Source organism: Thermodesulfovibrionales bacterium (assembly GCA_035686305.1).
Lineage (GTDB): Bacteria > Nitrospirota > Thermodesulfovibrionia > Thermodesulfovibrionales > UBA9159 > DASRZP01.
Genome location: DASRZP010000005.1, coordinates 15,051 through 39,862 on the forward strand (window position 1 = coordinate 15,051; position 24,812 = coordinate 39,862).

Consider the following 24,812-nt stretch of genomic DNA (forward strand, 5'->3'; position numbering starts at 1 on the left):
ATTCCCTCAGTGATCTGACTGTCTAAAAGGACCTATGCATTCTGCTTAGCACTCCTTGCTCTCCGGTGTGCTGCAGCCTGCCTTATCATCCCTTCAACCCACTCCCTTGCGCCGAGCGCATGGAGATGGGTATACGTTGCCAAAACATTCTTGAAACAGATTCCGTCCATAGTGTCGCGCATCCCATGACCCCTCTTCATCCTGAAGGCATAGGTAACCCCGGCCCTGTCATCAGCGCCGTACAGGGGTTTCGAATAATGGAACTCGTGGCCCCTCAGCACCGTACCTTTGGCATAAAAGGGGTTTTCATTGACGACTTCGGCTATTGAATATCCGTGGGCCTGGGGTTTCCTTTCAAGAGAGAAGACCAGGGGAAAGATGCCTGCCATGGGATAGGCCTTGCTATCGAGGAGCAGACCGTCACCGAGATACATGAGGCCGCCGCACTCTGCATAAACAGGCAGCCCCTCATTGACGGCATTCTTGAGGGAGTCGCGGAACTCAGTATTCTCAGCAAGGGCTATGGCGTGGGTCTCGGGGAACCCCCCTCCGATATAAAGGGCATCGATATCAGGCAGATGGCTCGCTGTGAGGGCGCTTGTTTCAACGAGCTCTGCGCCGCAGTCCTCAAGGGCCTCGAAATTTTCCGGATAGTAAAACTGGAACGCCGAGTCTCGGACAACGCCGATTCTTACAGGAGGAAGAACATTGACGCTATGACACGATGCCTCACCGAGACTGAGATGTGAACCTCCTTTCTCCCCATGCGCGAGTACTCTCTTTTCTCCTTCGAGCACCAATGGCTCAACCGACCTTGCCGCTTCCAGGATCCCATCCATGTCGAGATACTTCCCGGCGACTTCTTCAGCAAAGGAGATCGCCTGGACAGTGTCAGGGTGCTCCTGGTATGGCGTCAACCCCATGTGACGCTCAGGGAAATCCCCTGACTTCATTCTTGGTATCGCACCGAAGACAGGCAGGGAACAGTATTGCTCTATTGACGCCCGTATTACCGATTCGTGCCTCCCTCCGGATACCTGATTAAGAACAACGCCTCTTATCTTCACGGCTCTGTCGAAGTGCATACACCCCAATACTAAGGCAGCCGTTGTCCTGGTCATTTTTGTGACGTCGACAACGAGAACAACGGGGGCGTCCAAAAGCTTTGCCAACTCGGCAGTGCTGTAAGAGCCTTCTGCGTCCATACCGTCGTAAAGCCCCCTGTTGCCTTCTATGACCGCGATATCACCGGTGGCATGTAAACGAAAGGAATCGAGGAGATCCTCTTTCGGGATGAGGAAAGGATCGAGGTTATAGCACGGTCTCTTTGCCGCAACGGACATCCAACCGGCATCGATATAATCCGGACCCTTTTTGAAAGGGACGATGGTGAGGCCTTTCTGTGACCTGAGAGCGGCAATGAGACCGAGGGAAACGGTCGTCTTTCCGGAACCGCCCCTGAGCCCGGCAATGACGAGTCGCGGATAAGTCTCCATCGCTTATTATAACCGATCTTCACTCGAGGGAAGGGCGCTGAAAAGCAAAAAAGGCAGTCCTCACCTCATTCAGTGAACCTGCCTTTTTTTGAAGGAAAAGTTCTTGAACAGCTATTTCGGAGGAATCTCTACGAAGCTCCCGCCGAAATAGGTGTAGATCAGTTTGCCATCATCGACGAGATCTTTTAGAGCGTCCTTTACTTCATCCCTTGTAATGCCTGCCTCCGCAGATATGGTCTTCTGGATATCGGAAGATTTCAGCTTCTTTTTCCCCACCGACTTCTCGACTAATGCGTAGATTCTCTGTTTGACTTCCTCTTTTTCCATTCTGCCCCCTCGTTCACACTACATGACCGTTTATACGGGGAGGGGGCCGAAGACCCCCTCTCGATCTCTTCCTATCTCACCTTACCACTTGAAGGTTGCCGCTGTCCTGAAGGTCTCCCGTGCGATCACGAAATCATCGATGTGCTGGAAGGTGAAGGGCAGACCGGTAAGCTTGAAGAACTTCTCCCAGCCTATCCTCTCTATCCATTCTCCGACCCTTTCATGCTTCTTTGCGCCGGCAATATACGCGTCAAGGATCTTCTTGACCGCTGCTGTCACTTCAGGCCATCTCGGAGGATTGTTCTTGATGAAGGGGACCGCGAGCTTTGAAAACTTCGGGTTCGACCTGAGGTTTCCGACTTTACCTCCCACAACGATCGCAACGCCGTCATATGCAGGGTCGTGGATCTCCATGGGCGGGCAAACCGTAAAGCAGTTGCCGCAATACATACACTTGTCGGCATTGACCTTCACGCTCTTTTTCGCCGGGTCAGGGCTGATCGCGCCTGTCGGGCACGATGCTATCGTGGACGGAATCTCGCAGACATTCTTGACCTTGTCATGGTCCACCACAGGGACCTTTCTGTGGATCGCGACAACGGCGATGTCCGAGCAATGGACCGCGCCGCACATATTCACACAGCAGGCAACAGCCAGTCTCACCTTATTCGGTGTCTCCTTTGTCGTAAAGTAGTCGGCGAACTCGTCCATCAGCGCCTTTACTATTCCTGAAGCGTCTGCCGCTGCCGAATGGCAGTGTATCCATCCCTGGGTATGGACGATGTTGCTTATCCTCGAACCGATGCCTCCCATCATATACTTCTTGCTCTTGAGCTCGTTCTGGAGGGGGACGAGGTTCTTTTCGTCGGAAACAAGAAACTCGGCGTTATTCCTTGTCGTAAATCTGATATAGCCTCCGCAGTACTTCTCGGCCATATCGGCCATATCCCTGATGGTAGCGGTGCTGAGGAGCCTCGGTGAAGCTACCCTCACCGACCATATCTTGTCACCGCCGTTGCCTACATGGACCATTACGCCGGGACTCAAGACTTCGTGATACTTCCAGTCACCGTAATTCTTCTGGATTACGGGCGGCAGAAAATCCTTGTAATGGGGGGGGCCTATATCTGTTTTTCTCTGGGGTGCTGACATAATCTTCCTCCTTATATTGTTAAACCGGATTTATTTCTGCAGATCTTCTTCGGTCCAGAAGAAGAACGGGTCTCTCCTCGGCTCTTTCACCTGCTGAGGGGTAGGCTCAATTCCAATATATTCGAGGAACTCCCTCATTCCGCGCCTGATGATGAGTTCTCCGATCCTCTCCCTATTCTTCCCATGTTCGTCCCAATATTCCCACATCTTCCGTACGAGGTCCTTGAATTCGTCATAAGGCGGCTCCATCTTCATGAAGGGAACGATGACCCAGGAGAGGGTGGCGCCTATAACGAAGGGGGCCTTGCTGCCGATGAGGATCGTTGCACCCTTTTCTCCGGTCGGCTTCAGGGCCTTTGTCATCTTTGCGATACAGTGCATGCAGCGTATGCAGTCTTCATCCTCGATCTTCAGGGCCTTGCCGTCATAGCTCATGCATCTGCTCGGGCACTTGTTGACGACCTCATCGGATATATTCATGCCTTTCTTTGCATAGGCGGCAACCTCGTCCTGATTGACTGCTATCTTTCCTTTCCACGTCCCGATGATGGAGCAGTCTGCGCGGGCGATCGATGCGATACAATCCACGGCGCATCCTGCTGTCTTAAACTTGAATTTGTAAGGGAAGGCAGGTCTGTGCATCTCGTCCTGGAATTCCTGGGTTAGGTTGTAGGTGATATCGAGGGTATTGATGTTTGACCACTCGCACCGTGCCGGTCCTACGCAGCAGCTCGGCGTTCTCATTGCTGAACCCGAGCCTCCGAGGTCCCAGCCGCGGGATGAGAACTCTGCGAAGATGGGCTCGAGTTTGTCGGTATCAGTTCCAAGGAGAATGAGGTCCCCTGTTGATCCGTGGAGGTTGGTGAGACCGCTTCCGTACTTGTCCCAGATGTCACACATCTCTTTCAGGAACTTTGAGGTGTAGAAAAACGCGGATGTCGAGTTGATTCTGACGGTATGGAAGTTTGCGACATTCGGGAACTCCTCGGGAAGGGAAGAATACCTTCCGATAACGCCTGAACCGTAGCCACGGACGCCGACGATGCCACCATGCTTCCAGTAACCGCGTTTATCCCTGTAAGACTTTTCGAGCTGTCCAAGCTCGTCGGCCGCCATATCACTCTTTGCAGCGGCCTTCTTGATTTCTGTGACAAAGCTTGGAAAGGGCCCCTTTTCGAGCTCATCCAATAAGGGAGTCTCATACTTCTTTGGCATAACATCCTCCTTGTTTATATTATCCTGCCGAAACGCTGGACCGGGACTAAAGCCATTCAAGGGTAATATATGCGTCCAATTTCGGTCAAATAAATAAATTTAATCAATGAATCACAATTGCTTATCAAAAATGTTCAGGTCAAGAACACTTCCGAACCTCGTCATCCCAGCCTCTCTTCTGTCACTTGTCAGAATCGCTGTCGAGAGGTTATACTACCCTAAACCCGAATCGTTTTTCGTATCTCTGGACACCTATGCGTATAGAAAAGATCGAGCTCATCGGATTCAAGTCCTTTGCTGAAAAGACGACCTTTAATCTCCACCCCGGGATAACCTGTATCGTGGGACCGAACGGTTCCGGGAAGAGCAATATTGTCGACTCCTTCCGCTGGGTCCTGGGAGAACAGAGCGCGAAGAGCCTCAGGGGTGAGAAGATGGAGGAGGTCATCTTCAACGGCTCTGCAACGAAGAAACCGAGGGGCATGTCCGAGGTGAACCTTATCCTCCTCTTTGATTCTCCTGAGCAGGGCAACGGGGATTCCCATTCACTCACTTCAGTGTCGAGAAGGCTTTACCGGTCAGGGGACAGCGAATACCTCATGAACAGGAGTCAATGCCGCCTGAAAGATATCAGAGACCTCTTCCTCGATACGGGCCTCGAGATACGGAGTTATTCGATCCTCGAACAGGGAAGGATCAGCGAGATCCTCAACGCTAAGCCCCAGGACAGGAGGTTCCTCATAGAGGAAGTGGCCGGCGTCATGAAGTATAAGGTAAGAAGGGCCGAGGCCCTCACGAAACTTGAATCATCGAGGCTCAATCTCCAGAGGATTAACGACATCGTCGCCGAAGTGAAGCGTCAGATAAACTCCCTCGACAGGCAGGTGAAAAAGGCCGAACGCTTCAAGAAACTCTCTGCCGAGATGAGGGAGATCGAACTGAAGCTGGCAAAACGTGACTTCACCTTACTCAGCGAATCTCTGCAGGCCATCACCGAGAGCCATACCGCTTCAAAGGAAGAAGAGACGCTCCTCAGGGCAGAGATCAACACTATCGAAAACACGAGGGAGACGAGACGCATCGCACTTCTCGAAAAGGAGAAACATCTCGAGTCCCTCACATCAGCCCTTCAGGGTCTCGAAAGGCAGATAGCCGAAGTGGAGAGGACCATTGCCGTATCGTCAACAGAGAGCAGTCACCTCAGGGAATCTCTCGTGAGAATGACCCATCAGGAAGAAGATATTGGGAAAAGGATCGGTGAAACAGAGGCGAGGAGAGCCGAACTGATCTCTGTGGAGTCGAACCTCAATGTCGAAATTGAGACGCTCAGGCAGGAACTCTCCGGGAGAAATGAGGCCGTCCGGGATCTGGAGGCTGAGCTTTCAGAAAGAGAGGGGCTCATCGAGGCAAAACGGAGAGAAGTCTTCAGGATAGCCGAAGACCTCAGTCAGCTGAGCAACGAGACCGGGAGGATCGTCACATCCATAGAGAATCTCGAAAGAAAGAGTGCAGCTGCCCTCAAGGAAGCCGAGGATGCCGGACATCAGCTTGCCGCCGTCGAAGAGAGCATCAGGGAGACTGAGAATGCTATCGTCGGCAAGAACAATGACCAGCTTCTTCTCAATGAAAGAAAGGGCAAGCTTATCGCCGATACCGACGAATACCGGACCAGGCTCGACGACCTGAGAACCAGGATTTCAGGATCCCGCGAGGATCTGGCGTCCCTCTCTTCGCGCCTCGGTTCGCTCAGGGAGATCATGCATGAGGAATTTTCGAAGGAGATCATACCAGGAACCGAAGACCTCCATATCCTCGCATCAGTTGCCGAGGCTCTCGAGGTCGATGAGCCCTATGAGAAGGCGATCGAAAACGCCCTTGGAGAAAAAGTGAAGGGCTTTATCGTGCCTTCCTTTGAAGATATCCGACATGCGGCATCGATGCTGAGGCAAAAGGGGGTCGGCAGGACAGCCTTCATTCCGCAGGATGTCATCCATACCTTTGATGCTGAGACGCCCGATCCTGAAAGCAGTGCCGTCATTGCAAGGGCAGTGGACCTAGTGAGGATCCAGACTGACAGGGATGCATTTTCGCCGGTTATCAGGGCCATGCTCAATAATGTCTTCGTTGTCCGCGATCTCTCAGCCGGGCTCGCTCTCCTGAGCTCCCGGAATACCTGCACCTTCGTGACCCTTGACGGCGAGATCATCGAACCTTCAGGGGCTGTTATCGTCGGTGAAGGGAGAGGCGTCCTGCGAAGGAAACGTGAGATACGGGAGCTCGAAGCCCTGACAGATCAGAAAAAAAGGGAGATCGAAAAACTCGACAGCACCCTTGCCCTGAGCGAAGCCTCTCTTCAGGACAAGAAGGGATCGCTGAAGGATGTCGAAACGGCAATAATCAATACGGAGAGAGAGATTTCCCTTCTCAGGCTGACAGCCGATACTCAGAGAGGAGAAAGAGAGAAGACGAGCAGAAAGCTTGCATATCTCCACATCGAAAAGGAAGAGGTTCTCAGGGAAAGAGAATCTCTCAGGGCAATGGCTGCTGAAAAAGAGAAGGAGATCGAAAAGGTAGGGGCAAGGAAGGCGGAAGTCGAAGGGATCATTGCCGACATGCAGGATGCCATTCAGAAGAATAAAGAGAGCTATGAGGCCGCACGAGCCTCGATAACCGAATTGCGGTTGTCCCTCAATTCATACAAGGAGCGGCTCGAATCCATCAAGAAAGAGTCCGAGCATGGCCTGAAGATGCTCTCTGATCTCACGACGCTCAGGGAACGTCTCGTAGAGGAGAGGGCTGAGATCGATTCGAGGATAGCGAGGTGCGGGGAGGAGATCGAGAAGAACAATGAGTCATTGAAGGAACTCGTTGTGAAGGCTGACGGCCTCAAGGGAGTGATTTCGGAGAACAGGGAGATCATCCACAACGAATCCGAAGAACTCGCCCATATAGAGCAGGAGTCAAAGGCCCTCCGCAGCAGACTGGATGTCCTGACGGCACGGCTGGCTGAGATCGATGTCTCAATGGCTGAGCACAGAATAAAGCTCGAAAACCTGACGGAAGGTATCCGGCTGAATTACGGCATAGCACTAGCCTCCCTCGAGGTTGAACCGGTGGCCCCCGAAGATGAGGAGCGCCTGTCGTCAATACGGGAAAAGATTCTGGAACTCGGCCTGGTAAACCTCGGAACCCTCGAGGAGTATGAGGAGCTGAAGACCCGGTACGAGTTCCTCACGCAACAGCAGGATGATCTCAATAAATCCATAGCCGAGTTGGAAGAGGCCATTACCAAGATCAACAGTACGACAAGGAAAAAACTCAGGGACGCCTTTGAACAGCTGAGCGCAAAATTTTCGGAGGTCTTCAGCTATCTCTTCGGCGGCGGAAAGGCGGAGCTTGTCATGACGGACGAAAACAATATCCTCGATACCGGCATAGACATCATCGCTCAGCCTCCGGGGAAGAAGCTTCAGAACATCAATCTCCTCTCGGGCGGAGAAAAGGCCCTCACCGCCCTCTCGCTCCTCTTCGCAAGTTTTCTCATCAAGCCTGCCCCCCTCTGCATCCTCGACGAGGTTGACGCGCCCCTTGATGAAGCAAATGTCGGCAGGTTCGGGAAGATGCTGAGAGAACTCTCGGACAGGATACAGTTCATTGTGGTAACTCACAACAGGATAACGATGGAGGCTGCTGACTACATCTACGGGATAACGATGGAGGAGCCGGGTGTTTCGAAGGTTATCTCGATGCAACTCGCCGATGCCGTGTAAGCCGTGAAGTGCCGGGACTGTGAAGGAGAGGTGCGACTCACTTTTCGCTGAACGTCGGTGGTCTTTTGCTGCATGTCATGCAGCAGGATGTTTCCGGTTGCGGAATACCTGGACGAGATCGACGAAGATACTTGGGACAGCATCGCCACAAGGCCCTGTAGCCGCGCGTAGGATCCCATGAAGAGACTCATCGACGCATTGCCAGGCATAAGGGCCTCAACAGCCCCTGAGGACCTCATCTGCTACGGCTTTGACGCCTCCGGCACGAATGAACTCCCCTCCGCCGTCTTCTGGCCGGAAACCGCAGAGGACGTAGTCGCGCTCATGAAGGGCGCCTCTGAAAACGGAATCCCTGTGGTACCGAGAGGCGCAGGGACCGGGATGACGGGCGGTTCCGTCCCCCTGAAAGGCGCTGCTGTCCTGAGCACGGAGAGGATGAACAGGATCATCGATCTGGACAGCGACAACCTGAATGTCCTTGTTGAGCCCGGGATCATAAACGGCAGGCTCCAAAGAGCGGTCGAGGCGCAGGGATTATTCTATCCACCTGATCCGGCAAGCATGAATTTCTGTACGATCGGAGGAAACGTCGCCGAAAATGCAGGTGGGCCCAGGGCCTTGAAGTATGGTGTCACGAGGGATTACGTCATGGAGATCGAGGCGGTGCTTCCCAACGCCGATCTCATCATGGTGGGCGTGCGAACCCACAAGGGGGTGGTCGGTTACGACCTTGCACGGCTGCTTGTCGGGTCTGAAGGCACCCTGGCCGTAGCCACGAAAATACGGCTCAAGCTCCTCCCCTTGCCTGATGATATTGTGACCCTCCTCTGTCTTTTTGACGATCTCGAGGCAGGGGGTAAGGCGGTCTCATCCATTACTGCGGCAAGAATTATTCCGAGGACCGTCGAGTTCATGGACGGGGAAGCCATAAAGGCAGTCGAAAAGATTCACCCTCTCGGTATCCCCGACAATGCTGCTGCCCTCCTCCTCATAGAGATCGACGGACATCCTGAGGCAATCAGGAAAGAAGCGGAGAAGATTGCCGATATCTGCATGAAGTTGCAGGGTGATGTAAGCATGGCTGAGGACGATGATGCACGGGAGAGGTTATGGGAGTGCAGACGTTCGGTATCGCCTGCCCTTTACCACCTGAGCCCCGCGAAGATAAGCGAGGATATCGTTGTTCCGCGAAACAGGATCCCTCAGGCACTGAAGAGCCTGAAGCTGCTTTCAGAAGATAGCGGGATCAAGATCGTGACCTTCGGTCACGCAGGAGACGGGAACATCCATGTGAATCTCATGATCGACAGATCCAAAGAGGAAGAGTACCGTAAGGCAGAATCCCTGATAAAGGAGATATTCCGTCTCACCCTCGACCTCGGTGGGACAATTTCGGGAGAGCACGGAATCGGCACCACAAAGGCGCCGTATATTGGGATGGAGATAAAGGAACGGGAGATGAGGCTCATGAAGGGAATAAAGAACCTCTTCGATCCGAAGAACATCCTGAATCCCGGAAAGATATTTCCACACGAATAGTTTACCGGGGATTCGCCGAAGGCCTTACAGACAACCATGATCCATAGGCTGCTTGTAACGAGAAGCAACCCTGCGCGTCTCAGGGTACCCGGGCTTGTTGCGCGCTTCGTGGAGATGGAGAATCAATCGTGACACCTCTTGATGATACCATCGCGGCGATATCCACGCCTCTCGGCGAAGGGGGCATAGGAATCGTGCGGCTGAGCGGTAGCGATGCCATCGCGGTTGCCGGACCGATCTTCTCTTCCCGAAAAGGCGAGAGGCTGTCGGGGGCTGAGTCGCACAGACTCCTTTACGGCTCTATCAAAGACCCCTTTACCGGCGGCACGATTGATGAGGTCCTCGTCTCGGTGATGAAGGCTCCTCACACCTATACAAAAGAGGATGTAGTCGAGATAAACTGCCATGGAGGGATGGTCACCCTGCGAAACGTTCTTGAGCTGATCCTTCGACAGGGCGCGAGACTTGCAGAGCCCGGAGAGTTCACAAAACGGGCCTTTCTCAATGGAAGGCTGGACCTTTCACAGGCAGAGGCCGTTCTTGACGTCATACGGGCGAAGACCGATGCATCGAGGAAGGTTGCCCTCGAACAGCTTTCCGGCGGACTTTCCGGGAAGATCACTGCCCTGAGGGACAGGATTACCTCTCTCTGCGCCCACATCGAGGCGTATATAGACTTCCCTGAGGATGAGATCGAGCCCGCGTCTCAAGAGAGTCTGCTGAAGGAGATTCAGGATTTGAGAGGAGAGCTCTCTGTCCTTTCCGGCAGTTTTGAAGAGGGACGTTTCTTCAGGGAGGGACTCAAGGTCGCCCTTGTCGGGAGACCGAATGTCGGGAAGTCATCGCTCCTCAACGCCCTCCTCAGGAGAGAGCGGGCGATCGTGACGGAAACCCCCGGAACAACGAGAGACGTTCTCGAAGAGCATCTCAATATCAAAGGCCTCCCGGTGAGGATCATGGACACTGCCGGCATCAGGGAGTCCCATGAGATGGCTGAAAGGGAGGGAGTGGTCAGGAGTCTTAAGGCCCTTGATGAAGCTGACATCGTTATCGCTCTCGTTGACGGGAGCATCCTGCCCGATGATCAGGACAGAGAGGTTCTCGAAAGAATCAGAGGGAAGAAGAGCGTCGTTGCCATAAACAAATCAGACCTTCCGGCTGCTGATCCTTCCCTCGATGCATACCTCAGCGATTACTCAGACCATATCCTGGAGATATCGGCAAAGACCCTCAGCGGACTTGACGGGTTGAAGGACAGGCTTCTGGACCTGGCGGCAAACGGCGCTTCTTCAGGCGATATTGCCGGTGTTATCGTCACGAATGTGAGGCACAAGGTCGCCCTTGATCATTCGGTCTCAGCACTGAGGAGGACGTCTGAAGCCCTGGCTTCACATAAGCCTCTCGAGATCGTTGCTATCGAAATACGGGATGCCCTCGACAGTCTCGGAGAAATCGTCGGGGTGGTCACGACTGAGGAGATCCTTAGTAAGATATTCAGTGAGTTCTGTATAGGGAAATAGGAATCAAGTTCCTCAAATATTCATTACTTGCCTAACGTGAGATATTTCTTCTTAACAAAGGCAGTCTGGATAATATATAATTTCAGATGGACGACGTTTGAGCCAGAAAGAACCGAATGAGAGGAGGACGTGTGGACAGCCCTGACGGAAGTTGTAGCCAGTGCGTTATTCATAATCTCAATCAAGATCTCGATCAAGCCGAACAGAAAGAGCCTGGTCCGCATTGGTTAGTCCATGCGGCCTCCGTGTTGAATCGTTCCATCCTCTGATCCTCTTTCGAGCGATTCGCCTCTGGCCGCCACGATCTTTGCGGTTGAAATGGAGGTGAATCATGAAAGACCACAGCAGTATCCCTGCAATCCGGGTTATCCTCTTAACAAACGCAGAGCGCATACCTTCTGACAAGAACATTGTTGGCGCGGGTCAATTGATCCATTTCGCCGATAAGGATTCTGAAAGAGGAGGCGATCATGTTTAAGTTCCTCTACGACTTCTTTATGCCGTCGTGGATACGGAGTATGGCGAGTGCTCCTCACGCCCGCACCGAGGATGAGAAACGCCTTCTGGAAGTCTGCTCAGTGCCGGATGTTCAAGCTCTGCAAATGATGGGCAGCAATGATCGGGGGCTCAGCACGGAAGACGCGGAACAACTCCTCGAAAAATATGGGCGCAACGAAATTACCCAGGCGAGACGTCTCAATTTTCTTCAGGACGTACTACGGCGGCTCAAGAGCCCCCTCGTAGTCCAGCTTCTCGTGATAGCGGTCTTCTCCGGCATAATCGGAGAGCTCAAGTCGGCGATTATCGTGAGTTTTATGATCGTGCTGAGCGTTGGGTTGTCGTATGTGCTTGACCGGCGTTCAAGCCGGGCTGTCGAAGCTCTGGGCAAGAGAGTGCAATCCCGTGCCGTAGTCTTGAGAGATGGCAAGGAGACAGAGCTTCCCCTGGCTGAACTGGTTCCCGGCGACATCGTACTCCTTCAGGCCGGCTCAATCGTCCCCGCAGACCTCAGGCTTCTCTCAGCGAGAGATTTCTTCGTCAGCCAGGCAACACTAACGGGCGAGTCCATGCCGGTGGAAAAGAACGCGGAAGTCTCCGGCAATGGCGGACGGCCGTTGCTTGAGTTCGGTAATGCCTGTTTCCAAGGAACAAGCGTCGGCAGCGGGACGGCCCGAGGCATTGTGGTAAACACGGGGGGACGGACATTTTTCGGGGCCATTGCCGAACGGCTTTCTGACAGGGCCACAGAGACCAGCTTCGATCTTGGTGTGCGCTCCTTCACCTGGCTCATGATCAGGTTCATGATAATTATGGTCTCCTGCTGCTTTATGATCGTTGGCCTCACAAAGGGGAATTGGCTCGAGGCGCTTCTCTTCGGCGTAGCGGTTGCTGTGGGATTGACCCCTGAAATGCTGCCGATGATCGTGACGGTGAACCTCGCCAAGGGCGCCATATCGATGTCCCGAAAAAAGGTCATTGTAAAGAGACTCTCCGCCATCCAGAACTTCGGCGCCATCGACATCCTCTGCACTGACAAGACCGGGACCCTCACCCAGGACCGCGTCATCCTGAAGAAACACGTTGATGTGACCGGAGAGGAGAGCGGAAGCGTCCTGCGTTACGGTTACCTGAACAGTTATTACCAGACAGGACTCCGCAACCTCCTCGACAGGGCTGTCCTTGAACATACTGAATTCGAGGTGGAACGAACCTGCCGTCTTGTGGATGAACTTCCCTTTGATTTTCAGCGCAGGCGCATGTCCGTGGTGGTCGAGTTTGAGGGAGACCATGTCCTGATATGCAAGGGTGCGGTCGAAGAGGTTTACGCCTGCTGCAAGCACTACCAGTTGGACGGAGAGATTTATCCTCTGATCGACATGATCAGGGACGATCTTTTTGAAGAGGTCGCCCGTCTCAACAACGAAGGCTACCGATGCCTCGCCATAGCCTACCGGGAGTTTCTCCGGGAACAGGCGCGATTCACCGTCCAGGATGAATCTGCCCTGATCCTCCTTGGGTATATCGCCTTCCTCGATCCCCCCAAGGACTCGGCCGCCAGGGCCGTTACATTGCTGCAGGATACGGGGGTGCAGGTTAAGATCCTGACCGGCGATAACGCTCTTGTGACCGGCAAGATATGCCGCGACGTGGGCCTGAAGGTCCATCGCATAGTCAGCGGTGAGGATCTCGATCGCATGAGCCAGGAGGAGTTTGCTAAGTCCGTCATCGAGGCGAATGTGATGGTAAAGCTCTCGCCGCTCCAAAAGGAACGGGTGATCGAGTCGTTGCGCCAAGCCGGCCACGTCGTCGGATACATGGGTGACGGCATCAACGACGCTCCCGCACTGCGCGCTGCCGACGTAGGAATTTCGGTGGATTCGGCCGTTGATGTGGCAAAGGAGTCTGCCGACATCGTGCTTCTGGAAATGAGTCTCCTGGTCCTTGAAGACGGCATTCTGGAGGGACGAAAGGTCTTCTCCAATATCATCAAATACATCCGGATGGGGGCGAGTTCAAATTTCGGCAATATGTTCAGCGTGCTGGGGGCCAGCTATCTTTTGCCCTTCCTGCCGATGCAGCCCGTCCAGATTCTTCTGAACAACCTCCTCTATGACTTCTCCCAGACCGGCATCCCCACCGACCATGTGGATGAGGAGCAGATTGCTCGGCCTCGCAAATGGGATATAGGCAACATAAAGTGGTTCATGATCTTTATCGGTCCGTTGAGCTCGATCTTTGATTATGCGACTTTCGCCCTCATGTGGTTCGTCTTCAATAGCCGGGCCTTTCTCGATGTTGCCGAGGGGCAGGCTGGACGGGAGGTTCATGCGCAGCTGTTCCAGACCGGGTGGTTCGTAGAATCCCTGTTGACGCAGACGCTCATCGTCCACATCATCCGTACCAAGCGCCTGCCCTTCATTCAGAGCCGCGCATCTCTTCCGATGACGATGACGACCCTCGTTGTCATGGCTGTCGGCGCCTGGCTGCCCTATTCTCCCTTCGCCTCAACATTAGGCTTTGTTCAGCTGCCGCTCAGTTACTGGGGATGGATCGCAGCCTTCTTGCTGATGTATAGTGTACTGACACATACCGTGAAGAAATGGTTCTTCAAGACATTCGGAGGTGAATGAGATGCTGCATACTATTCTTCAGGCCTTGGAAGACGGCCGCGTCATCGAGCTCCCTGACAATGACAAGAAAGATGCCTTTACGGTCCTGGCAAGCCTTCTGGAAGCGGTCCCCTCAGTGCCTGCAGGGACTGACATCGTCGGCGCCGTGCTGTCCCGTGAGAGTGTCTCCAACACATCTCTGGGAAATGGCTGGGCCTGCCCCCATGCCCCGGTCACCTTTGATGGTGAATTACTCTGTTCGATAGGCTGGAGTCCCGCCGGTATAGATTATGGCAAACCTGGTGAGCCATCGGTGCGGCTGATCATAATGTTCCTCGTTCCTGATAACCAGAGGAGCCCCTATCTGAAAGAGGTTTCGACGCTTGTCAAAGTGCTGGGCAAGCATGGGGAATGCAGGGATCTTGAGCAGATAGAGGATCTGAATGCCGTTCGTCTGAGGCTGCTGGACATGGCGCATTTTGCCATGGAGGATGCAGGACCCGATACTCGTGCGAGAATGATTCAGTTGAAGGCGCGCGCCGTCGTGGCTCCTGTGACTATTCCGGAGTTGGAAAACATGATCATCGAGCCCCTTATGATTATCGCCGGCCCCGGAATCAAGACTGTGGTTCTTACCCAGAACCGCGAATTGGCCGACCTCACAAAAGACGACGAAACACTTGGTGCAGCCATTACCGATAAGAGCTGGCACGAATTGAAGGGATGGCGTATTGTGCGCCGGGGCAGTACCAACTATCAGGGAGACAGAGTTGTGTATGACTGCTTCGCCATACAGCCGGCAAAGAAGGAATAATTGCGATGCCGCACGATTCTTTTGGCCTCATGCATATCCTGATTTCGAGTTTTCCTTTTCTTATGAGCTCTATGAACTTCGAGACCCCTTCTTCGACTTTTGGCTTATCAGGAGAGTCTTCACGTCATCCTTCGCCTCACGAGGGGAGGGACAGGCGTAAGGGGAGTTGCTTTTCATCGTAAGCCTTCTTTCGTTTGTTGCTCATTCCCTCATCCAGAATACTGTTCCCTTTCCTCCGTTCGTAGAAATGGGGTAACGTTTTCACAGGAATTACGGTACAATATGGTCACTTATGAAAAAGTCTAACCACGCCTTCTCGGCTCATGCAGAAGTCAAGGAAAAGCAACGTTGATCCGAGAAAGTGTGTTCAATCGTCTTCATAGGCTGTTTCCCCACCGATTACGGAACCTGCGTTGCGACAGGTTGAGACAAATCGATATAGAGCTGAGCAACCGTTGTAATCTACGCTGCAGGATGTGCTGGTTTCATGGAGAAAAGGGCATTGGCGACCGGTATGAAGGCTGCGAACTCACAACGCGTGAGGTCTTTGGCGTAGTCGATGACATCGGAAAATATACCTCCAGTATATATATAGGCGGATCTGAACCGTTCATACGAGAAGATTTTATGGAGATCCTCAGACACATGAAGAGTAAGAACCTTGCGGTCTCCTTTACTACCAATGGAACGTTGTTGGATTCGGGAAAGATAGAAACGCTTGTTGCCCTTGGCGTTGATGCTGTCTATTTCTCAATAGACGGCAATGAAGAGCTGCACGACCGCGTGCGGGGGAGAGGCGTCTTTCATCAGGTAACCCAGAGCGTACGAAAACTTTCCGGAATAAAAAAGAGAAGAATGGGTGTGAAACCCCTTATTATAGTGAATATTGCGGTAAGGTCCGATCTGATCGGTCATGTGAAGGAGTCGATGGATGCAATAAGGAACGCAACAGATGACGGTGCTGATCTTTACCGGCTTCATCATCTTTGGTATGCTACGCCAAGCGAGCTGTCTCGACATCAGTCAGCGGTCACGGAGAAACTGAGCCGATGTGCAGTAGGCGCTGCTAGTCACGTAATCCCCGGTTCTTTTGTGCTTGATCCGGCGAGATTAGCCGCGGAAATTATGGACGTAAGCAGGTTACCGAAGGTAAGGAGTTATCCTGATTTATCATATACTCAAATCATAAAGTATTATTCGAAAAGCCCGACCGTGAGAAAGAGATGTATTGCTTCGTTCTTTGCTGCCGTTATCAAACCGAACGGCGACGTAACGTTTTGTCCTGACGAATGGATTGACGACTATATTCTCGGCAACATTCTCAATGATAGTTTTCATAATATATGGAACAGCGAAGAGGCACACAAATTTCGCAGGGTGTTATTGCGGGAGAAACATTTTCCAGGCTGTCAGAGATGCGGCTGGATGTACTCTTACTGACAGCAGGCATCTGTTTGCGACAGGGTCAAAGGAGGGCTTGAGTGGCTTCACCCGCGAAAGTGCTCTTCCTGGCTATGGATGCTGGGGATAAGTCTCTCATAGAATCCTGGGCCGCTGCCGGGACATTACCTGCCCTTCGTGCGTTGCTTGCCGAAGGGTTGGTCGGAAATACCATAAGCCTGGAAGGGTTCTTTGAAGGAGCAACGTGGCCGTCTTTTGTTACCGGAGTGACACCCGGCCATCACGGCTTCCATAGGATGATTCAATTGAATCCGGGAACCTATGAGTTCCACCGGTGCTTCACCGGCGAGTTTATAAAGCCTGAGCCCTTCTGGAATTACCTTAGCCGCGCCGGACGAAAAGTCGCCATACTTGACATCCCTCTGTCCGGGATCTCCCGCGAAATCAATGGTATTCAGATGGTGGAATGGGGCTCTCATGATCGCAATTATGGATTGTGCACCTGGCCGGAGAAACTGAAGAAGGAGGTGCTGACTCGGTTCGGCCGGCACCCGTTACGAAAGTCGTGCGACTCCTATGCACGGACTCCGGAAGAGGTTTGCAGATTCAGAGACCTTCTCATTCAGGGCGCACAGAAAAAGGCGGAACTGACCAAGTATTATCTGAATAATGGTGGTTGGGACTTCTTTGCTCAGGTCTTTTCCGAGAGCCATTGCGTTGGTCATCAATGCTGGCATCTCCATGATCCGAATCATCCAGATTATGATCCTGAGATTGTTGCTATAACAGGCGATCCCATCCTCGATGTTTATAGGGCTATCGATGCTGCGATCGGAGATATCCTGACGCACATCGACGACGACACCATGGTTGTCTTCCTTGCAAGTCATGGCATGGCCCACAATATTGGCGCACCCTTTCTCCTCAGAGATATTTTGGTCCGCTTGCAGGTAGCGGAGGCTTGTTCTTCTAAGATCCCCATGGGAAGGTCACCCGACATTCTTGACAGATTGGACGCTCTCTTTGCCTGGAGTTGGAAATATACTCCGGAGGGGATCAAACAAAGGCTCAAGCCCGTTGCTGATCGTTTTTATGATTGGATTCACCGTGGCCATGTCCACGTTCCTTCTTCGGTATTACATATAGATCTGAGAAAAAGTAAGTGCTTCCCGTTGGACAACGGGGGACCAGTCGGCGGTATTCGCATCAATGTGGCAGGCAGAGAGCCTGATGGCGTCATCAAGCGAGGAGCGGAAATGGATATGTTCTGTGATGATCTGACTAAAGCGTTGTTAACCATTGTTGACTACGATACGGGAATCCCTATGATAAAGAGTGTAAGAAGAACAGACACCTTGTACCAGGGAGAGTGCCTCGATCACCTGCCCGATCTCCTGGTAGAGTGGAGCGATAAGAAATTGTTGGGCAGCGGGGGCAAAGGGAATGTCGACAGGAGCAAACTGACGCTCACTTCCGAAGGGACAGGGATAATTGAGGGAGTCAATCACGACTGCCGAAGCGGTGATCATAGACCCGATGGTCTCTTTATCGTTCTTGGACCGGGGATAAGGGCAGGTCGACTGGAAAGAACGGTTTCTCTCATGGATTTTGCGCCTACGTTCAGCAGCTTCTTTGGTGTCACCTTGCCACAAGTCGACGGTGAACCGATGAACGAAATCTTGTAGTCATGCTCGATCGTGAAATCCCTATCCTGGCAGGCACGGTCATACCGGAACTAGCCCTATGACTCATAAGCCTTCTGTAAGCATCGTATCATCTGTTTTCAACAATCGTCCCTATATCGGACAGACCATCCAGAGCGTCCTGAATCAGACGTATGAAGATTGGGAGTGGGTCATTGTAGACGACGGGTCGACAGACGGTACGGGTGATATCATCCGGGGCGTTAACGATAAGAGGATACGGTATATTTTCCAGGAACACGCTGCATCACGGCATCTTGCGAAGAATTTCAATAGGGCCCTCATGATGTGTAACGGCGACCTCATTGCCTTAATCGATGGCGATGATTACTGGCCACATGACAAGCTTCAGATACAGGTAGAGAGTTTTGATGACCCGTCCGTTATCCTCAGTTACGGCGAATCGTATCTCGTGGACCATGGAGGAAAGAAGATAGGCTTCGTCGGTATTCCGGAAGATCTCAGCTCAGCCAATAATAACCCGAAAGGGTCTGCTTTGAAGATCCTGTTGGTCGAAAAGTCTTGCTTCATCGTCAACCCAACAGTCATGATGAGAAAAAATGCTCTCCTGAGAATTGGTGGTTTTCTGGAAGTGAAAGGAATGGGACAAGATTTTCCAACGTGGGTCAGACTTGCGCTGGAAGGCACGTTCTCAGCAGTCCCCCGTTGTCTTGGATACTACAGAAAGCATGCCTCCTCGACGTCCTTTGTGCAGAATCGGGAAGTAGCTTTTAGCGATGAGATCAGGTTTCTCGAACACTTTCTTCTTGAGTTTCGGGTTAAAATGGCCGGCCTTAGTCTTTCTCATGACAGAGGAGAACTCAGGGAACACTGGGAAGACATGAGAAGGCATATCCCTTACAGCAGCGCCCTGTATCTGCTCATGTTCCGATGCTTTGAGGATGCTCGATCGGAATTCAGAAAATTCCTGACAAAGGCACCCTCAGCCAAGAATAACCTCATCTATTCCCTCGTCGTCCTTTCATCATGGTTGAGAACTGATCTCGTCAATCCAGTCGCCTTCTTTAAGGAGAAAGTGAAATCTCTCAAAAAACGTCGGCCTTATCATGCAAACCGGCTGCATGAGGCACAGTTTCGAGGAGACCGAAAGAATCATCGGGAAAATATGGACGCATCAGGACATTCATGGTTGAAAAGGTGAAGGCCCTCTTTTTTATACCCTCGCTGGAAGGTGGTGGTGCCGAGCGGGCCATGTCAGAGATTCTCCATCATATGAATAAAGAGAAAATCGAGGCCGTACTCATTCTGTTGTACCCCTGTGACAGTTCTCCTTACAGGGACTACTTACCTCGAGGCTTGAAGATCATCGTGGTAGAGAGGGCGTCTGATAATGTCCTTCAGAAGATCAAACAGTATGCTGCGTTCTTGAAGATTGTCTACGACGAGAAGCCACACGTCGTCATGAGCATGTTAACCTACAGTAATATCATGGCTATTTCCGCGAAACTCCTCTTCGGAGGAAAGATCATCATCGGCGAGCACAACACACTGAGTGAGATAACGAAGACAAAGGAAGGAAGGCAGATGCTGTGGTTTTCTACAGCCCATCTGGTCAAAATATTTTATCGATTTGCGGATAAAATCATTGCGGTGTCGGGAGGAGTTAAGACGGATCTCGTTGAGAAATTTAGGATAGCGCCTCATAATATCAGGGTTATCCATAATCCGATAGACCTGAAGCGCATCCCTGCGTTATGCGGCTGCCCTGGAGAACACCGTTTTTTTAGGGAGGAAGTTCCGATCATCGTATCTGTCGGTAGATTAGTTCCACAAAAAGGGTACGATGTTCTCCTTAAGTCCTTCAGCATGGTTGTCAAAGAGATGGATGCGAGACTCATGATCTTGGGTGAAGGCCCCGAAAAGGAATCACTATCAAGGCTGGCTAATGATCTGGCAATAGGAGAAAAGGTGTCTTTCGTAGGATTTCTGAATAACCCCTTTGCCTTCATATCCAAGGCTGATGTCTTTGTCCTTTCGTCCCATTATGAGGGGTTGCCGACGGTCATCTTGGAAGCGATGGCATGCGGAATACCTGTTGTTTCCACAGATTGCAAATATGGACCCAGAGAGATCCTGGAAAATGGTCACTATGGCCTGCTCGTCCCCACAGGAGATGCCGATGCCCTTTCACGTGAGATCGTGAGCTTACTGAAAAACAGGGTGCTGAGAGAAAGGTTGTCCAGATTGGGAAAGGAACGGATAAAGGATTTCTCGCCTGAAAGAATCATACAACAATATGAGGATATAATTTACGGTTGTTGTACTTGATAGATCATCGAGCAGACCGGTGTTATTTGACAGAGACTTAAACCGCAGAAAAACTACTACAGTTTTTTCCTGAGCAATACTGAGACCTACAGCCCTGAAAGTCTCCGAGCCTGAGTTTGTCTAAGCTGCTATTTCCTTCAGTACCTCAGGGTGTTTTGCGGCAATGAGAAGCAACGTCTTGGCCGCCCCGGAGGGATTCCTGCGGCCTTGCTCCCAGTCACGCAGTGTACGGGGAGAGATGCCGAGCAGTTGTGCAAACTTTTCCTGAGATACTCCGGGATTATTTCGTCTTTCTCTACAGTGCCGTCTTTCCTCGTCACCATGCGGCGCAGGGAACCATCAGGCTGCGGAACAAACTTAGTCTTCCGAGCCCATTCCACACAACCACCCTTTTCAATTGTTTCCATATAACGCTTGAGTGCTTCTTTAGCTTTGCTCATGGACAAATACTTCCTTGATTCGTTTAAGCCAATCGCGAGGGATAGAGGTGGTCGGGTTTGTTTGGACAGCTGAAAGCAGTTCTTAAGTGATAAGCTGCGCTGCCTCATGCCGCTACCTGCATCTGAGGTAGTGTACTCCAGTAAACATCATCGGGCGTCCTGCGGTCAAGGCTCTGATGCCGCCGCTGACTGTTGTAAAAGTCAAAATACTCTTTAAGCCCGTCCGGGCCTCGGCAATTGAGCTGTATGCCTTCAGATATACATCTTGATACTTCACGCTCCACCACAAACGTTCTATAAACACATTGTCTATCCAACGGCCCCTGCCCTCCATACTGATTCTGATACCCTGACCTTTGAGAACTCTAACAAAATCATCCGAAGTGAACTGGCTGCCCTGGTCTGTATTGAAAATCTCTGGGGTTCCGTACCGTGCAAGAGCCTCCTGTAGTGCCTCGACACAGAATGAAGCATCCAGAGTGTTCGATAACCTCCATGCGAGGACCTTCCGGCTTGCCCAGTCCATGATTGCCATGAGGTAACAGAAACCCCTCGCCATCGGTATGTACGTGATATCTGCGGCCCACATCTGGTTCGATCTGCTGATCTCCAGCTCCCTCAGCAGATAAGGGTAGACCTTATGGTCAGGATGAAGTCTGGATAACCGTGGCTTCCGGTACATGGGCATTATCCCCATCTTCTTCATCAGCGTAGCCACATGTTGACGGCCTACCTCATGCCCCCTCTCCAGAAGCTGATCCCGAATGCTCCTGCTTCCCATAAAGGGATATTTCAGGTGAATCTCGTCAATAAGCCTCATCAACTCAAGCTCCTGATCGCTTGCCGGTGCTGCCTCATAGTACAAGCTCGACCGGGATAGTTCGAGGATCCGGCTTGGCTTTGACGTGTTAAGGGCAACTCGTGCTCCCTATCGATCATTTCTTTGCGCTCGGCCCGGCTATGCGCCCGAGCGCGCTTGATAAAAAATCGTTTTCCATCGCTAACTGCCCAATCTTTGCATGCAGGGCCTTAACGTCTGGCCCGTCCTCCACCTGCTTATCCTTTCCAAACACTTCCTCCGCCCGCTCCAAGAGCTGTCGCTTCCACTCCGTGATCTGGTTTGGATGCACCTCAAAGCGTTCAGCCAGTTCCACAAGCGTCTGCCCCTCCTTCAGTGCCTCCAATGCGACCTTCGCCTTGAATGCCGGACTGTGGTTCCTCCTCGGTCTTTTACTCATTTCGCTGCTCCTTTCGGCCTTTTACAGGGCTGCCGGTCAAATTCGGCTTCACCAGATGCCCTGTAGGGAACGATCAGACACCCACTCGATGTCTGATACCCCTTCGATTATCTATTTTAGAGCAGCTTTACCACTTATGTCCCTGTCCAGTTTTTCCAGACCAGCTCTGATATCGTCGCGTTCTCCCTTTCCACTTCCGAGCGTGTTTTGCGGCGCCCCTCATTTCCAGAAGAGAGGCCACTTCATCTTTTGCTGTTACTTGACCACTCCGCAGGCCACTCTGTCGCCGCCCCCGCCAAGTGGCGCAGGACTGTCAGAATAATTGTCGCCTCCTGCATGGATCATAAGGGATCTCCCCCTGATGTCCGCCACCTTCAGACGCGGTGCAAGAACAGGGAGGGTGGCCTTGCCATCAGAAGCCACATAAAGGGCGGGGAGGTCACCGAGATGTCCGTTGCCATAGGGCCCCTCCTCCTCCAATTTATATACTCGGGCCGGATACCCGGCCCGGAGTTCGTGTGACAACTCTTCGGGTGAAAGGACTGTTTTCACCCATTTGGTCATCTCTCTCAGGGCCTGTCGAGATTCAGCGACCTTTTACGCCCTTTGCGATGCGGTCGCCGATCTCCTTGTCGATATTGCGCCAGTATTCGAACGCACGCTGCAGCACGGGTTCGGACACGCCGTTTTTCAGGTGCCCCACCACGTTGGACACCAGCCGATCGCGCTGGGCGTCGTCCATGACCTTGCGCACCAGGGTGCCGGGCTGTCCGAAATCGTCGTCGTCCTTGCGCTTGGTGTAGGCGGCGCGGATGAACTCGCCGCTGGCACTCCAGATGGCCACCTCGGGATACCGCTTGGGGTCGGCCTTGGGGCCGCCTTTTGAGTTGGGCGCATAGACCGGATCGGAGACGTTCTCAATGCGCATCGTACCGCCCTTGCTGTAACTGTGCACCGGGCTCTTCGTCCGGTTGACCGGGATCTGCTTATAGTTGACCCCCAGGCGTGCCCGGTGGGCATCCGCGTAGGAAATCAGGCGGGCGAGCAGCATCTTGTCCGGGCTCGGGCCGATCCCGGGGACGAGGTTGTTTGGCTCGAAAGCTGCCTGCTCGATCTCAGCGTGAAAATCGCTTGGATTTCGGTTCAGCGTCAAACGGCCCACTTCGTGCAGCGGATAGTCACCATGCGGCCATACCTTGGTCAGGTCAAAGGGGTTGAAGCGGTAGGTCTTGGCCTCTTTGAAGGGCATGATCTGGACCTTCAGTGTCCAGCTGGGGTAATTCCCCCGCTTGATCGCCTCGAACAGATCGCGGCGGTGGTAGTCGGCATCCTCGCCGGCGATCCGGTCGGCTTCTTCCTGGGTGAGGAAATCAATGCCCTGGTCGGTCTTGAAGTGGTACTTCACCCAGAAGCGCTCGCCTTTAGCATTGACCCACATATAGGTGTGGCTCGTGTAGCCGTTCATGTGCCGATAGCTCCTGGGGACTCCGCGATCGCTCATCAGGATGGTGACCTGGTGGGCCGACTCGGGCGAAAGCGTCCAGAAGTCCCACTGCATGTCGTTGTCGCGCAGGCCGCTGTCCGCACGGCGCTTCTGGGAGTGGATGAAGTGCTGGAACTTCATGGGGTCGCGTACGAAAAAAACAGGAGTGTTGTTCCCCACCATGTCATAATTGCCCTCGGTGGTGTAAAACTTCAGCGCAAAGCCGCGCACGTCCCGCCAGGTGTCGGGACTGCCGCTCTCGCCGGCCACCGTGGAGAACCGGGCCAGTACGCCGGTCTTCGTACCCGGTTGGAACACGGCCGCCTTGGTGTAAGCGCTGACGTCCTTGGTCACCTCGAAGTATCCGAAGGCCCCGGAGCCCTTTGCGTGGGGCTGGCGGTCCGGAATCATCTCGCGGTTAAAGTTGGCCATCTGCTCCATCAGGTAGTGGTCCTGCAGCAGAATCGGGCCATCGGGCCCCACGGTGAGGGAAAACTCCTCACTGGCCACTGGGATCCCGGCATCTGTTGTTGTGGGTTTGCGGTCGTTGTCTTTCATGGTAATGCCTCCTTTCTATTCATAGCCCTTAGAGTGAACGGACTATCCCATTGTTCGATCTGACTGATGCGCCATGAGTTGTTAACTAATTTCCTTTTATCAAGCAGCAAATCTCCCCTTCTGGTGATACCTCCTCTTCTTTTCTGCCATAACAATCTCCTTTCTGTGTTCACCCCGAAGACGGGGTAACAAACGATGGTGTACCTAGCAAGGCTGGGGTGCGATGTCTCGCATGTTTATCCAAACAGGAATTGTTCCGATTAAGAAAAAAAACATCAGCGTCTCTTTGCCTGGCACTCCCTGCATAACCCATAGTATTCGAAGCGTATCTGTTGAATCCGAAATCCTGTTTTTCGCTCCACGTGCTTTGCCTGAAATGGTATCTCTCCGTGAAAGTCCTCTATCTTCCCGCATTGCGTACAAACGAGGTTGAGATGGTCGGTTATGTCCCCCTCATATCTGTTTTCTCTATCGTAAAATTCAAGCTCTTTTATCAGCCCCTCTCTTTTCAGGAGGTTCAATGTGTAATAGACCGTAGAGGCACTTATTTTTGGGACCTTCTTCCTCACCTTTGCCAGGATTTCCATAGCGCTCGGATGGCTCCTGTCAACGGCAAGGACCTCGATAATTTCCAACCGCTGCCTGGTGAGCTTCAGATTGTTTTTTCTGAGGGTCTCGATGAGTTTGTCTTTTATTCCCCTGGCAGCCACAGAGATTTGCTCATCAATTAGGAATGATTCCTATTTGGAAATAGTAC

The 24,812-nt window shown here is 52.5% G+C and carries 16 protein-coding genes and 1 pseudogene; 9 read left to right on the plus strand and 8 right to left on the minus strand.

All coding sequences use genetic code 11. From position 1 onward, the window contains the following. Nucleotides 1-32: 32 nt before the first annotated feature. The 4 genes from VFG09_00470 to dsrA all read right to left on the minus strand — a co-directional run bounded on the left by VFG09_00470 (nt 33) and on the right by dsrA (nt 4,190). Entirely contained in the window at nt 33-1,496 is a 1,464-nt protein-coding gene (locus VFG09_00470) for a cobyrinate a,c-diamide synthase (GenBank protein ID HET6513611.1), read from the minus strand. Nucleotides 1,497-1,607: 111 nt separating this feature from the next. Then, complete coding sequence (locus VFG09_00475; protein ID HET6513612.1) at nt 1,608-1,823, minus strand: hypothetical protein; 216 nt, start codon at nt 1,821-1,823, stop codon at nt 1,608-1,610. An 81-nt stretch (nt 1,824-1,904) separates the two neighbouring features. Then, nucleotides 1,905-2,975 (minus strand): dissimilatory-type sulfite reductase subunit beta, encoded by a 1,071-nt coding sequence (dsrB, locus tag VFG09_00480; protein ID HET6513613.1) that lies wholly within the window; start codon nt 2,973-2,975, stop codon nt 1,905-1,907. Between the two features lie 30 nt (nt 2,976-3,005). Beyond that, on the minus strand, nt 3,006-4,190 hold the full coding sequence (dsrA, locus tag VFG09_00485) for a dissimilatory-type sulfite reductase subunit alpha (GenBank protein HET6513614.1): 1,185 nt from the start codon (nt 4,188-4,190) through the stop codon (nt 3,006-3,008). A gap of 254 nt (nt 4,191-4,444) precedes the next feature. On the opposite strand from dsrA, the gene smc reads away from it, so the two are divergent. The 9 genes from smc to VFG09_00530 all read left to right on the plus strand — a co-directional run bounded on the left by smc (nt 4,445) and on the right by VFG09_00530 (nt 20,336). Continuing rightward, entirely contained in the window at nt 4,445-7,960 is a 3,516-nt protein-coding gene (smc, locus tag VFG09_00490) for a chromosome segregation protein SMC (GenBank protein HET6513615.1), read from the plus strand. A gap of 177 nt (nt 7,961-8,137) precedes the next feature. Continuing rightward, nucleotides 8,138-9,499 (plus strand): FAD-linked oxidase C-terminal domain-containing protein, encoded by a 1,362-nt coding sequence (locus VFG09_00495; GenBank protein HET6513616.1) that lies wholly within the window; start codon nt 8,138-8,140, stop codon nt 9,497-9,499. Between the two features lie 128 nt (nt 9,500-9,627). After that, nucleotides 9,628-11,019, plus strand: a complete 1,392-nt coding sequence (gene mnmE, locus VFG09_00500; GenBank protein ID HET6513617.1) for a tRNA uridine-5-carboxymethylaminomethyl(34) synthesis GTPase MnmE — start codon at nt 9,628-9,630, stop codon at nt 11,017-11,019. Nucleotides 11,020-11,489: 470 nt separating this feature from the next. Continuing rightward, nucleotides 11,490-14,150: a magnesium-translocating P-type ATPase gene (gene mgtA / locus VFG09_00505; protein HET6513618.1), complete on the plus strand. Its 2,661-nt coding sequence runs from the start codon at nt 11,490-11,492 to the stop codon at nt 14,148-14,150. 1 nt (nt 14,151) lies between these two features. Beyond that, entirely contained in the window at nt 14,152-14,943 is a 792-nt protein-coding gene (locus VFG09_00510) for a PTS sugar transporter subunit IIA (protein ID HET6513619.1), read from the plus strand. Between the two features lie 423 nt (nt 14,944-15,366). Further along, a complete protein-coding gene (locus VFG09_00515; protein HET6513620.1) occupies nt 15,367-16,383 on the plus strand; it encodes a radical SAM protein in 1,017 nt (338 codons plus the stop codon). A 41-nt stretch (nt 16,384-16,424) separates the two neighbouring features. After that, nucleotides 16,425-18,029: an alkaline phosphatase family protein gene (locus tag VFG09_00520; GenBank protein HET6513621.1), complete on the plus strand. Its 1,605-nt coding sequence runs from the start codon at nt 16,425-16,427 to the stop codon at nt 18,027-18,029. Nucleotides 18,030-18,087: 58 nt separating this feature from the next. Next, nucleotides 18,088-19,209, plus strand: coding sequence for a glycosyltransferase (locus tag VFG09_00525; GenBank protein ID HET6513622.1), 1,122 nt, complete (start codon nt 18,088-18,090; stop codon nt 19,207-19,209). Then, nucleotides 19,194-20,336 (plus strand): glycosyltransferase, encoded by a 1,143-nt coding sequence (locus VFG09_00530; GenBank protein ID HET6513623.1) that lies wholly within the window; start codon nt 19,194-19,196, stop codon nt 20,334-20,336. The genes VFG09_00525 and VFG09_00530 overlap by 16 nt, the downstream gene beginning before the upstream one ends. Before the next feature lie 544 nt (nt 20,337-20,880). On the opposite strand, the pseudogene VFG09_00535 reads toward VFG09_00530, so the two are convergent. From VFG09_00535 to VFG09_00550, 4 genes and pseudogenes are all read right to left on the minus strand, one after another. Then, nucleotides 20,881-22,014: pseudogene (locus VFG09_00535) on the minus strand (IS3 family transposase). A 255-nt stretch (nt 22,015-22,269) separates the two neighbouring features. After that, on the minus strand, nt 22,270-22,578 hold the full coding sequence (locus VFG09_00540) for a superoxide dismutase family protein (protein HET6513624.1): 309 nt from the start codon (nt 22,576-22,578) through the stop codon (nt 22,270-22,272). Between the two features lie 22 nt (nt 22,579-22,600). After that, nucleotides 22,601-24,055: a catalase gene (locus VFG09_00545; protein HET6513625.1), complete on the minus strand. Its 1,455-nt coding sequence runs from the start codon at nt 24,053-24,055 to the stop codon at nt 22,601-22,603. A gap of 275 nt (nt 24,056-24,330) precedes the next feature. Beyond that, nucleotides 24,331-24,765 (minus strand): Fur family transcriptional regulator, encoded by a 435-nt coding sequence (locus tag VFG09_00550; GenBank protein ID HET6513626.1) that lies wholly within the window; start codon nt 24,763-24,765, stop codon nt 24,331-24,333. Between the last annotated feature and the right edge of the window lie 47 nt (nt 24,766-24,812).

What these genes read in the sequence shown, in the direction of transcription:
- VFG09_00470 (HET6513611.1), bottom strand. Translation starts at nt 1,496, where the DNA reads ATGGAGACTTATCCGCGACTCGTCATTGCCGGGCTCAGGGGCGGTTCC.
- VFG09_00475 (HET6513612.1), bottom strand. Translation starts at nt 1,823, where the DNA reads ATGGAAAAAGAGGAAGTCAAACAGAGAATCTACGCATTAGTCGAGAAG.
- dsrB (HET6513613.1), bottom strand. Translation starts at nt 2,975, where the DNA reads ATGTCAGCACCCCAGAGAAAAACAGATATAGGCCCCCCCCATTACAAG.
- dsrA (HET6513614.1), bottom strand. Translation starts at nt 4,190, where the DNA reads ATGCCAAAGAAGTATGAGACTCCCTTATTGGATGAGCTCGAAAAGGGG.
- smc (HET6513615.1), top strand. Translation starts at nt 4,445, where the DNA reads ATGCGTATAGAAAAGATCGAGCTCATCGGATTCAAGTCCTTTGCTGAA.
- VFG09_00495 (HET6513616.1), top strand. Translation starts at nt 8,138, where the DNA reads ATGAAGAGACTCATCGACGCATTGCCAGGCATAAGGGCCTCAACAGCC.
- mgtA (HET6513618.1), top strand. Translation starts at nt 11,490, where the DNA reads ATGTTTAAGTTCCTCTACGACTTCTTTATGCCGTCGTGGATACGGAGT.
- VFG09_00510 (HET6513619.1), top strand. Translation starts at nt 14,152, where the DNA reads ATGCTGCATACTATTCTTCAGGCCTTGGAAGACGGCCGCGTCATCGAG.
- VFG09_00525 (HET6513622.1), top strand. Translation starts at nt 18,088, where the DNA reads ATGACTCATAAGCCTTCTGTAAGCATCGTATCATCTGTTTTCAACAAT.
- VFG09_00530 (HET6513623.1), top strand. Translation starts at nt 19,194, where the DNA reads ATGGTTGAAAAGGTGAAGGCCCTCTTTTTTATACCCTCGCTGGAAGGT.
- VFG09_00540 (HET6513624.1), bottom strand. Translation starts at nt 22,578, where the DNA reads ATGACCAAATGGGTGAAAACAGTCCTTTCACCCGAAGAGTTGTCACAC.
- VFG09_00545 (HET6513625.1), bottom strand. Translation starts at nt 24,055, where the DNA reads ATGAAAGACAACGACCGCAAACCCACAACAACAGATGCCGGGATCCCA.